Origin of the sequence: Brasilonema bromeliae SPC951, assembly GCF_012912135.1 — a bacterium.
In the GTDB taxonomy this organism is placed as follows: domain Bacteria; phylum Cyanobacteriota; class Cyanobacteriia; order Cyanobacteriales; family Nostocaceae; genus Brasilonema; species Brasilonema bromeliae.
Map to the genome: position 1 here is coordinate 4,209 of NZ_QMEB01000178.1, position 9,791 is coordinate 13,999.

The window sequence follows — 9,791 nt, forward strand, 5'->3', positions numbered from 1 at the left end:
GAGTTAATGTAGCTTTTGGAGTTAATGTAGCTTTTGGAGTTAATGTAGCTTTTGGAGTTAATGTAGCTTTTGGGCAAGACTCTGACACAAACCGAACAACCTTATTCTCATCACTCAAGGTATTGTCTTTAAAAAAAAATTACGCCCAAACACAACAAACAATGCGATAAAAATAAGTAGAACCACATATTTTATTGCGCTAAGCTTTGTTAGAATACTGGGCCAATTACGCCCAATTTTATCGAAATCCGATTGTCTGTTAAAAATCGGTATTTCTGTTGGTTCCTGGTCGTTTTCTATTATTAGCAGCCCTATATTTTGATTATTTTGATCGGTTGGTAGTAACTGTTTTAAGTCATTCTCTCCTGCTAGGTTCAGTAATAGGGCTTTGCCATATCCCTCTTTCAACAGTTTGGAAACAAGTGAAATCCAAGAATTATTACTTTTCTGATTGTTTATTCCTCCCCACCACATTTTGTATCGGAGTGTGTTCTCTTCCTTGGGTTTTGAAAACTGAAAATTGGAAATACCACTTTTCAAATTTTCAATCATTTCTTCAGGATTTTCCTCATTTTGTCGCTTGATTAATAATTCTTCTACCATATTTTCTGGAAAACACCGATCTAATAAATCTCCTATCTCACTTTTTTTGGGAAGATTCTTAGGTGCTGTTTTCACCTCCTCTAGCCATTTTGAAATAAGTTTAAGAAAAAGATCATCATTACTATCAGAACGATCAAGCTCGATAACTAAGGTATACCGAATGGTGGTTTGAGTTCTATCCTTCCGTTTTGAAGGAATGGCACTCAGATATATCTGAGTAGCACCAGATGTGTTTTCAATGATGAGAGTTGGGTTTTCAAACGCTGTCCATTGACTATATGTTCTCCACCAGGATTCTGATGGTGATTTAACAAGAAATCTGTAGTCAATGGACTTGCCCCGTGTTTCAATAAATATCTGAGACACTTAATTACCTCTAATTTACAAATGTTTTACACGTGTTCCAAGGTCTTTTGATTGGAGTTTTTCAATCGCCTTGTTTAGCTTTTCGTCTTCTTCTGTTGCCCAACGCCAAACACGACTGAAGATACCCCGCTTTTTATTCTTCTCTAGACTAGCAATTTGGCGGCAAATAGAAATGAGCAGTCCATCCGCGCCCTTTGGACGAGGCTGACGGGGAGGACGAACTAAGTAATCGGCTTGAAATCCTAAGCGAACACCTTCTTCAATCCACCTAGCATCCTTGATTTCTACACATCCAATAGTGTCAATAGGATGATATTGAATTAATATTTCTGGTTTATTTGTAGCACCATCAATTTCTTGACGTACAGCATTTAGCAAATCCTGATACAACTTCTGGATGCGGTCAACTAAATCTGCACTCTTATCTCTCTTACCACCATTATCACTAAAGTATGTTTCACATTTTACAGGCACAAGTATTAATAAGCCTGGTTCACCCTTCTTTATCCTTCCCTTAACCCATTCACGTGCAACTTCTCCTGCTTGACTGATTTGCAGCGTAGTATTAGCAGCTTGCAATTCTGCCTTGGTTGAGGACTCCATAACCACAGCGGAATCTATTGGGACTAAAAGGACGATACTCTCCTTAATCCAGGCTTGGCAGTTATTCCAATCATTTTGTCTATCTGAAGGGCGAGATTCTTCATCAATCCAACCACCAGGATAATCAAGTATAGCCCAAGTAAGTTTGCTGCTACCCACACTCATGGCTAATTCAATTGTAAAGGGTTCTTGAGTCCCACTCATTCCACCAGGATTAAACTCATCTGCCATTAACGAACCGCGTAATTCGTCACGATAACGATTGATCCGTGCTTTTGTTTTGCCCACTGCCTCTATCGAAACATCAGTTCCTGCAAGTAATTCTTTCCCTTGCTCAAGCAAGGAAGTAATCATTGATGTCTTCCCTACACGAGTTGGGCCAACAATACCAATCTTATATTCGATGACTGTTGCCTGATTATTTTCTCCCATTTACCACCTCTTTAATTAGAAATTATGAGTATTTTTTCAAGCTTATCAATAACCCGATTCACTTTTGCTACCCTGGCATTTTGAGCATCCATATCACGGAATGTGCTTGGCCAAATCTCATCTCTATAGGATCTGCCCAGCCTCTTAAATTCCCGCTCAGATTCTCCAGAGCGAATCAGGCTATCCTCAAATTGTTCAGCAGCAGCATGAAGAATCAGAGATGGTATTAAGGTTTCAGATAAAAGAGCTTTTTCTGTTTCGTAGGATGCTTGAATGGCAAGATCAGACATTGTTTTAAACAATTCTTTTTCATCAAGTTTATTTTCCCTCTTGAGATTATGTACCATTTCATCATAATTTAGAGAGTCTAACTTTTCTCTAACTCGCGGGTGAAAATGACTCCGATAACTGATATTTAGTGACAAGAGGTCTTTTACAGCTTTTTGCAAGCTCGGGCATTGCTCATTGCCGTTTTTCAGGAACTCTACAAATTTTTCAAGAGACTCCTTACCATCTTGAGTTCCTTCAAGAAGCTGACCTGTGTTTTTGTAAATAATACAACTAATCTCTGACCACAATTCTTGTACTTTGGTATCTAAATAATTATCAATTCTAGAGTATGTTTCACTAATATGAACTCGAATGCGATTGCACTCTTCTAAAGCAAATCTAACTACACTTTTATCTCGCATCATAGTTTCGTATGCGTCTCGAATCCACTTTTCTTTTCCAATTCCGAAACCTTCCTCCTCTACCCATTTCTTAATTTGGTTGCTTGTATTCCGAATAGTTTGAATCAGTTTAGTATCTTCCTCTTCTGGATTTCGAGCCTTCTGAAATAGTTTAAGAACTATTTCTTCTTCTAATGAAACTACAAGCTCCTTTCGTAGCTTCTCCACAAGCTTGTCGAATTCTTCTGCTGATGAGAATGAATCTGGTGTCTGTCTTTTTAATCCGTCCCTTAAATCTTTTAATGCTCCCTGAATACGCTGTATTGTAGTTAGCCATTCACTCTTCGCTGACTCAATGACTTGGCGATCCATTATTGTCAGTCGTTGTGCCAAATGCTCAAGACAAGGTACAAGTAAGGAACTACGCACGTTAGATGAATCTTTGGCGTTACATTGCAACACTCGGTAGTGTTTATCAGCAGTTCCTTCGTTAGCTTGGCGGGTAATGTCGTCTAAGAGTACCTTGAAAAGTTCTGAGTTAGGATCACCATTGACTACAATGATCACAAAATCTCGTCGCTGTTTGATTGCTCCACGCGCTTGATCGAGAATATCTGCCGCTTTTCCATCTTCAGCTTTCCAAAAAGCTAATCCTTCTACTGGGCGCTTTACCAGCAACACCAGATCAACTTCGTTCTTCAACCCTGCTACGTGATGCTCCTCCGCACTTGCGTCAAGTTCTCCCAGTCCAGGAAGGTCAATGACCGTTAAATTTTCAACATCTGTGGCTTGAAAACGACATTCAATCAGGACATCCCGCACAGCTAAGTAACGTCGTGGACAATTTGGATTCTTTTCTTCCTCATTGGTTGGGTATGCAACCCAGGAACGTAATCCTTCGAGACTTACTTCCCGTGTCTCTCCAGTGAGGTCTGCTGAGTAAGAAGGAAGGGCCTTCTGCATTTTGCGGAGGCGCTCCAACAAAACTATAGAACTGTGTTGAGTATTATCGCTCAGAATATTTTGTTCAGAATAATTGAAAGACTGGAAATCTGCAAGTGTAGCTGGACACGAGGAGAGCTTCAGTTCTTTGTGATAAGGTTCAAGGATTTGATCTCGAAATGTTTCAAAGGTGTGTAAGGTAAGAATAGCTCGTGAATAAGTGGTGGAATGACGTAAGCGGCTTCGTACTGCTGTAACTGGGATACCTGTTCCTGTAGGAACCTGCTCCTCTGTCAAACCGGCAATTGTCTGGAGAAGGGTACTCTTACCAACTCGTGCTTGCCCACTTACACCTATATTAATGGTTTCGCGTAAAAGCCTTGCTTGGGCGTTCATTAACTGGTCAAGACTACTAGCAATCCACTGGCGAAACTGATTCTGTTGAAAGTCCCGAAGATAAACTCGTAGTTGATCCGTTGCTTTAGGGTGATTGCCAAGATTGACAAGTGCGCTGTTCATTTCGTTTAGCGCATTTTCTACGTCCTTTGCTTGCTGAATGCGTACCTCAATAAGTGGTAGCTGTTCTCGGCGCTTTTGAATGACACTATTGATCTGGTTCTGGATATCTGCCATTGTTCTTCCAATTTAAAAAGTAGAGCTTTATGGTAACAGGCGATAAACTCTTCTAGAGTTGTACTTATTTTGGGAGATTTACTGCTTACCACTCAAGAATCTCATATGATGGTTTATGAGTTTGTTCAGAAGGTAATTGCTTGTTTCTCCTGCTTCTACTTCTATATAAGTTCAAGTCCAATCGACCTATACACTTGTGCGAGATAAATAGAAGTTTATTCTTAAGAAACACATTTTCAAACCCTTATAGAACAAGGATTTTGAGGAATTGTGTTTCTTTCATATGTTGTTTGTGCCCGAAGGGATAGTGAGAGGCTCACATCTTGACGCGAGCGATTACTCTACACCAGTTTGCTTAACGCAGCATCTGTATAGGTTTAAAAAACTGAAACATATATATATTTAGTGATTCGAGGTTAGTGTGAGTTTCCGCTGACACTTAGAAGAGTGCGCCTATACAAACCAAGTCCGCCTAGTATCGTTCTATTATCAAACAGTAATCATGAAACAGACCGTAAGTCTGCCGATATCTAGGAAAAATTAAATTTTCCCTTCCCCATTCCCCAAAAGTGCATATGTTCCCAAAATCAAACCTATATAAATATAGCCCCCAGAAGATGAATCAAAAAATCTCTGGTGCTGCTTCGCTGTGAATGTCATGTTTCATCAAGCGTTAAGTAATTTGAATTACTATGGTATCACCAACAAAATATTGGCAAATGCAGATACTTCCTATCGGGGAAGACGTTCAGCAACAACACCAGAGGGAAATTTCTAGAGCTAAGGAGTTTTTTAAAACACAATTCCCTCATCTAAGCAACAAACCCACGCTATCGACAGAAGAAAATAAACAAGTTCAAACAGTTTTGTGGGAAATTTTTCGTTTAGATGATGACATTTACCAACGTGCGATCGCCGGACTTTGTCTACGCTGCTATGTTTCACACAGAATTTTCATCACCTGCAAAAACATCCCTCACACCTACAACGTCAGTGCAGAAAATCTTTTCAGGTACACAGATTTACTTCCCTTCGTTTTAAACGACGATGGTAAAGCACTGGTGATTTTAGATAGTGAGGGTAAAACTCAACATATCTTGAATAATCGTGATGGCACAACTCAAGCGATCGCAAAAGGCGGAGAATTTTTTAGCGTTGACATTTTGCGGAGATTTAATCCCAACTTAGGTTCTAACGAAAGCTTAGATAATTGGACTACCAGACTCACCCGTCAGAATGAAGAAATCAAGTCATTTTTGTGGGAGTTTGGGTTAGCGACTCCTAGTGATTGGGGACTACTATGTAAATCTATACCCCGTTCTTTATCTGGGCTTTTTTTAACAGAAGACTATGAAATTGTAAAAGCTTTTCAAACAGTTTACCAACGAGATAGACTAAAAACACGGCAAAAAGGACGCTGTTCTGAACCAACACCAAGCCAACTGCAAGAAATGCTGTATTTGTTGCAGCAAAAAAATATTATTATTTCTCAGAATACATTAATTGATCATCTCAAACGCATAGCAGAAGACTTACGTCAAGACTGGCTTTACAAAAAAACAGGTAGTACCAAAACTGTACCTATGGAAGTGTATGATAATTCAACCAATGATTATTTTCCCAATCCAGAATTACCTTATCACACAGACCGCGAGCCAGAAGACGTAGAATTAGAAAAATTACAAGAAATCTGTAAAGACTTGTTTGAACAAGTGTTATCTCAAACAATAGGAGAGGTGATTCACCAGCGGATTGAAAATTTGAAAAAAAGTAGAGGTTACAAAAACTTTGCTCAACGATTACCGGAAGGCTTGCGACTTTATTACCACGAGAATATATCCTTAGGTGAAATTGGTAAAATTTGGGGAATCGAATGGAGTAAAGCCAGACGCATTATGCAACTAGAAAACTTTTTGGAAATTGTCCAGTATCGAACAGAGGAGATTTTTTTGAATAAACTTTTACAATCACTTGATAAATCTCAGTTAACAAGAATTTCTCATGAACCTGAATCTCTAAAAAATATTGTTGCGGAAATTAGAGAATTTGTCTGGAATCAAACATTCAAAGAAGCAAAAGCAGAATTACTTAGTAGTAAAAAACAAAACAAAAATAGCTTATTTGCTAAAAAAATCCGCATCTACCTTAGTGATTCATCCTACGCAGCATAAACTAGGTATATGGTAGAAAAAATACATTGCTTTTTCATGAGATAATCAATGGGGGAGAAAATATGAGTAGCTCCAAAAAATCTATACTTAAAACAAAAAACAGGAGAATAAAATTCTCTCCAAAAGTTGTTTGGCTAGAATCAGAAAGTTTTGAGGAAGCGCGAGTCATCAGCGAGAATAATTTCAACAAATTCGGCGAGATAAACCAATGGAAAATATATTTAAACGCATTAGCACGACTCGGTTTTGAAAAGTATCTGAAAGAACGAAATCCAAATATAAAAATTAATCAACACAGTGCTGCTCATCCAATAGATGATGTTTGTTATCTCAATCTAGGTGAATTTCACCTTTGTTTAATTATTGTAGATAACCTGATTGATTATTTTGTCACTGTACCAGAAGAAGTCATCACTTCACCAAAAAGGGTTGCTCACTTCTATGTATTGCTGGAAGTTTTAGAAGAGGAAGAACAATTAAATATTCACGGTTTTTTGCGTTACGACCAACTCGTTAAATATTGCCAATCAATTAATTTGGATGCAAAATCTAATAGTTGTTATCAGCTACCGCTTTCTTTGTTTGACCCTGAAGTAAACAACCTATTATTATACTCACGTTTCTTGTCACCAACTGCTATTCCTTTACCATCAGTAGCTGAAGTCAATGATACAGAGATACAAAATCTAACTCAGACTACAAGCATTTCTACTAAAGCACTAGTTAACCTAACCAATTGGTGGCTGGAAGTTTTTGAAGAAGGTTGGCAATCTACCAAAAATATTCTGAAAACGCTTGATAATAACTATGTTTGGGGTTATGCAAGAAGTCACTCAAGAGTTGATCATTATTCTGGGGCGAAAAAATTAGATTTTGGACTACTACTAAATGGTCAAACTTTAGCTTTAGTTCTCAATCTAAAACGGTTGGAAAATAATGAAGTCGATGTGCTTGTACAGGTGATTCATTGCTATGAGGAACATCGCAATGAGGAGTATCTTCCGCCTGGTTTGAAGCTGAAAGTTACTCTTAATCCCAACACATCTGAGTCAGAAAGTCAAGAAGTCACTGCAAGGAAAGCTGATAATGTCATTCAGTTAGAATTTAGTGAAGCCTTAGGCAAACAATTTAAGGTTGAAATCAGTTTTAAAAATGTTGTAGTTACTGAGGACTTTTTGTTATAAATTTCATCACTGGTGTTTCGCCTAAAGTAGGCTAACCGCCAAATACAGCAGATTGCAAGTTGGTGAAATACAAAGATACCCCACCCGCGCTGTCGCGCACCCTCCCCTTAGCAAGGGGAGGGTTGGGGAGGGGTGTATTCGATTTAGATCCAAAGCGCTATATCTAAATTCTAAAATCAATCATTGTCTGCCGATACGCATCTGGTAATCCCGTGTCAAAGCACTTTCCTTTGACAACATATCCTGTCATTCCCTCTTCTTGACGCACTCTATCCAGACAAGATGTTAACTGAAATTCCCCTCGTTCCCGAAAATTTTGATGAATATGTTCTTCCAAAAAGTCAAAGATTTTCGGTGTCAGTACATACAACCCAAAGATACAGAGAAACTCATCATCTGCCATTCCCTCTACACGCAGATGTTGACGGGCATAATCAATGGAAGGTTTTTCATAAACTTGCGTGAGTGAAAGAAGGGAGTTAAACAAGTGCCAAACTCCTGTCACACAACCAGCTTTATGGATAATTTCTGCTGACATGACTGTCAACCCAACAACACTTTGATTGACTTGTTTGTAAACATCTAAAACTTGACTTGCACAGGATTTTTCATCAGCATTTGATGAGTAAACATGGTCACCTAACATCAGCAAAAATGGCTCATCTTTTACCCATTCTTTGGCACAAAAAACGGCATGACCATAGCCTTCTTGTTCTTCCTGCGTCAAAATTGTGATTCTGCTACCTAATTCTTGAAGATATTTGCTGTATTCTTGATTTTGAGGTGAAAGTTTGTCGAAAAGTTCTTTTTTAGGTGGACTTTTAAAAAACTCTCCAAAAATTTCTTTGTCTGGTGGTTGCACCACAATTCCAACTTCTTCGATTCCTGCACTTATAGCTTCTTCAACAATCGCCAGAATCACAGGTTTTGCCCTGCCATCTTTATCAATAATGGGGAAAAGTTCTTTTTTTACGACTTTAGTCGCTGGAAATAACCGAGTCCCGAAACCAGCCGCTGGAATGATAGCTTTTCTTACCTTATTTTGTTGCATAAATCGTCAGTTTTAAAGATTGCATTTGTGGAAAATTATATTCAATAATTTCAATAACTTTTTGTTGACTTTCTTCGTCTTTGACAAGAAATTGTGCTGTACCATCTCCCTGGGAACCCACACCCTTGCCACCAAAAATATAAGGTTGAATGGGTTCATACTCAAGAAGTTGATGCAGTACGGGAGCAGTTAATTCTTCTGGACAAGCGGGCATTAAATGTATGTCAAATTCTCCCTGTGCTTGTTTCATGAGAAGACCAATTTGCTCAGCATCACCTTTTTGCAAAGCATCAACCGCTGCTTGGGTTATTTGATAGCTGATAGAACCGAGGTATTTCTGCACATTCGTTTGTACTTCATTAGTAGCGAAGGGATAGCACTCATTGAGTTGAGTGAGAATTTTTTGAGTGTTTTTGCTCGCACCAAGATCCACAATCACAAAGAACAAATTCTTCGGTACTTTTAACTCTATCAAATCAGTGTAACTGCCATCAAATATCATGGCAATAGGACGATTACCGTAGGCACAAGCCTGATCCATTCGTCCACATCGAGAAGGCGTGGTAATTTCCCCCAGGTATGCAAATTCCATTTCCTGTCGGAGAGTCATGTTTAAGTCATACACCTGATTGAATGACCGGGCTACTAACACGCAAATAGCAGCACTGGACGATAGCCCTTTCTTGAGTGGTAAATCTGTGAGGAAATTGTCAATCTCTAGTCCACCTACAGCGAACTCAGCGAGAAATTGATAAGCAACGCCAGCTGCATAACTAAAAAAACCGCCCTTTTTAGCTTCGGTTAGTAAAGCCTCCTTTTCCATTGGCAGAATCAGGGTTTGACGGGTTCCATCACTAACACAGGTGTGAAGAATAAACTGGGTTGGATGAGGCTGAACATGAGCAGAAAGTCCCTGATTGGTACCAACAAGCAGCGTGTAACCTACCTCCAACTTAGGATTCAGACGACGATATCCTCCCGCCCAATCGCTGTGTTCGCCAAATAGACAAAGACGCCCAGGAACGAAAATGTGCATTCAGTCTACCCGAAATTTTCCCACTCTTTACTAAGAAATTACTATAACTTGATGAAATTAAAATCAATGGGTTAACACTAACACATGAATACCTGTCTC

7 protein-coding genes are annotated in these 9,791 nt (G+C 38.9%); 2 read left to right on the plus strand and 5 right to left on the minus strand.

Annotated features, from left to right (window positions below; all coding sequences use genetic code 11):
• Nucleotides 1-114: 114 nt before the first annotated feature.
• Genes DP116_RS20065 through DP116_RS20075 form a run of 3 tightly spaced genes read right to left on the minus strand, consistent with a single transcriptional unit; the run spans nucleotide 115 to nucleotide 4,250 of the window.
• Complete coding sequence (locus DP116_RS20065; RefSeq protein WP_169156850.1) at nucleotides 115-969, minus strand: hypothetical protein; 855 nt, start codon at nucleotides 967-969, stop codon at nucleotides 115-117.
• A gap of 15 nt (nucleotides 970-984) precedes the next feature.
• Entirely contained in the window at nucleotides 985-2,004 is a 1,020-nt protein-coding gene (locus tag DP116_RS20070; protein WP_169156851.1) for a hypothetical protein, read from the minus strand.
• 11 nt (nucleotides 2,005-2,015) lie between these two features.
• Nucleotides 2,016-4,250, minus strand: coding sequence for a dynamin family protein (locus DP116_RS20075; RefSeq protein ID WP_169156852.1), 2,235 nt, complete (start codon nucleotides 4,248-4,250; stop codon nucleotides 2,016-2,018).
• 692 nt (nucleotides 4,251-4,942) lie between these two features.
• Between DP116_RS20075 and DP116_RS20080 the strand changes: the two genes are divergently transcribed.
• Nucleotides 4,943-6,421, plus strand: a complete 1,479-nt coding sequence (locus DP116_RS20080) for a hypothetical protein (RefSeq protein WP_169156853.1) — start codon at nucleotides 4,943-4,945, stop codon at nucleotides 6,419-6,421.
• A 26-nt stretch (nucleotides 6,422-6,447) separates the two neighbouring features.
• Nucleotides 6,448-7,605, plus strand: a complete 1,158-nt coding sequence (locus DP116_RS20085; RefSeq protein ID WP_169156854.1) for a DUF1822 family protein — start codon at nucleotides 6,448-6,450, stop codon at nucleotides 7,603-7,605.
• A 163-nt stretch (nucleotides 7,606-7,768) separates the two neighbouring features.
• Here DP116_RS20085 and DP116_RS20090 read toward each other — a convergent pair whose 3' ends face one another.
• Together DP116_RS20090 and DP116_RS20095 are read right to left on the minus strand one after the other, a co-directional pair.
• The gene (locus tag DP116_RS20090) at nucleotides 7,769-8,656 is read right to left on the minus strand and encodes a UTP--glucose-1-phosphate uridylyltransferase (RefSeq protein WP_169156855.1); all 888 of its coding nucleotides are present in this window, start codon (nucleotides 8,654-8,656) and stop codon (nucleotides 7,769-7,771) included.
• The gene (locus tag DP116_RS20095; RefSeq protein ID WP_169156856.1) at nucleotides 8,643-9,692 is read right to left on the minus strand and encodes a mevalonate kinase family protein; all 1,050 of its coding nucleotides are present in this window, start codon (nucleotides 9,690-9,692) and stop codon (nucleotides 8,643-8,645) included. Before DP116_RS20095 ends, DP116_RS20090 begins: the two co-directional genes overlap by 14 nt.
• Nucleotides 9,693-9,791: the final 99 nt, after the last annotated feature.